The following is a 2,264-nucleotide window of genomic DNA, read 5'->3' on the forward strand; positions in this document are numbered from 1 at the left end:
CCGGCGATCTGACGAAGGAGGAAATTGCGGGGCTCCAGAAGCGCCCTACCAAGATGCAAGGGCAGATGTGAATGATGATGATCGAACGGAACCGCTGTTGGGACACTCCGGCGTGGTGTCTGGGCTTCAAAGCTCGCCTGTCTGAAGGAACCCGGCATACGGACTTCATCAAGGCCAGCGGTCACATGCACCGCACACACAGGCCGGACAAATGACCGCAACCTGCTTCGATCAATCTTGCTCAACAAAACCCTTGCAAAACAGGAGCCGTCCACAAATGACACCACCCTCAAAACACCTAAGTTGTAGGCATCGCGGATGTTGCAACCTCCTCCAAACCGAGAGAGCCGTTCAAGCCAACATGGCCAATCAATTCAAATCCTGATTGATGGGAACTGACAGCGGAGATCGGGTTGGGCAGGCTAACATTCGTTCCATCCAGCATGCTGTTCGATGTCAGCATATCCGTAGGGTGTGACGCCATGTTCAGAAGGTCTGAGATGTCTAACTGCTGAATATTCGGCGATGATCTTCCGGTAGCAGAGGTGGAAAGGTTTGCCTCATCGTAAACCGGTAACGAAGCGGCGGATAGCGTAAACGGCACTTCGATCGGTTCCTCACCATTCTGGTTCGAAGCTGCAGAGACTTTGTTGGTTCCCACTGATGATGCAATTTCGATGACACCGCCGGCAAACAGATCGATCTGGTCGCTTGTCGTGGCAGTATCGCCGTCCAAGTCGAAAGTCGCCGTAGCAGAGAATACGTTTATAGAGCCCAGAAGGTTTTCTATGTTTGGAATGTCTTGCAGCGCCACAGAGTAATTGAGGCCGCTGGTTGTCAGCGCGCTGCTTTTCTCGTCGGCAATTACTCCCAGTTCGACACCGTCCACATTGAGTGAAAGAGAAAAGTCGATCAACTGAGCATTGAAGAGAGGGGTTTGACCTAGCGCATCTGCGATAGCGGCGGGTGTCGTGACCGAGGTCGCGGATCCGTCTGAATCGACGAAGTCAAGGTTCGAAAGATCGACGTTGGGCCCTATGGCAAAAGCCTCGATATCAACTTCGACGTTGTCGTTAAGATTTCCGAGTGCTCCTTGCCAGTTTTGGGTGATCGGCACCGGGTTCCCGTCGGTGATGAAATACATGATATTGGCGTCATCCGAGCCCTGTCCGCTGAATATGCTGTTGACTTCGTTGAAGGCTGCCTCCCAATTGGTTGACCCTCTCAGGAACGGCAGGCTGTTCAGTTGAGTGATCAGGTCGACGTGATCGTCGACAAGATTGAATGGACCAATGGTACTGGCCGAGGCGGAGTAGGATGTGAGGAATACGTTGACCTCGGTTGCAGAGCCGTCGAACTGATCAGCCAGCCCGTCGAGCGCTGACGACACTGAGTTCAAAAGATCGTTCCAGCCGTTCTGCGTGATGCTTCCGGAACTATCCATGGCGATGAGCAAGTTTATCGCCGTTGATGAAGTCGGTATCACTTCCAGCAGGAATGATCCGGGCGGGTCTCCGGGGGTTTCAGGATTGAAGATGATTGAAACAGGCACATCATCCGGCAGCGTAGTCACGTCTTGCCCGACAACGACAACCGCGGTTCCGGTATCGGAGCCGCCCTGGCCGTCGGAGATGGTATAGGTGAATGTGTCGACCCCATAAAAATCTGCATTCGGCGTATAGGTTACCGAAGGGCCGCTGAAGCTGACGGATCCGTTGGCAGCATTGCCGACTGAATCTAGCGTCAGTTCGTCTCCATCGACATCGGTGTCATTTGCAATCACATTGAAAGTTATCTGTGCATTCTGGTCGGTGATTGCATAGTTGCTGTTCGCCACCGGCGCATCGTTGACGGATGCGACGGTGAGGGTGAGGGTGCCCTCGTCGGTGCCGCCTTCGCCGTCGGAAACGGTATAGGTCGCCACCGGCACCGGGCCGTTGAAGTTGGCGGCCGGGGCGAAGGTGTAGGAGCCGTCGGCATTGATCGTGAGATCCCCCGCCGCAAGGCTTGCGGTGGTGCCGGCCGCATAGGTGAGCGCGTCGACCACGAACCGGGTGATTGTCAGGTCGTCGCTGTCGTTGCCGCCATCGACATCGCCCACGAGCAGGCCGTCGGCGTCGCCCGCCGCCACGCTGAGCAGCGTATCCTCGGCGGTGCTGTTGGTCTCGTTGTCGGCGATCGGGGCCGGGTTGGTCACGGTGTAGGTGAAGGTCTCCTCGACCGTGCCGCCATTGCCGTCATCGGCGGTGACGGTGATCGTGTAG

Annotated in this window: 1 protein-coding gene; it reads right to left on the reverse strand. The window is 55.9% G+C overall.

Annotation, left to right across the window (positions count from 1 at the left end):
• Window positions 1-298: 298 nt before the first annotated feature.
• Window positions 299-2,264: Ig-like domain-containing protein (locus AC2FNA_RS24120; protein WP_496830967.1), on the reverse strand; the 1,966-nt coding region annotated here is incomplete at its 5' end.

It is taken from the genome of Ruegeria sp. YKSD163 (assembly GCF_059612905.1).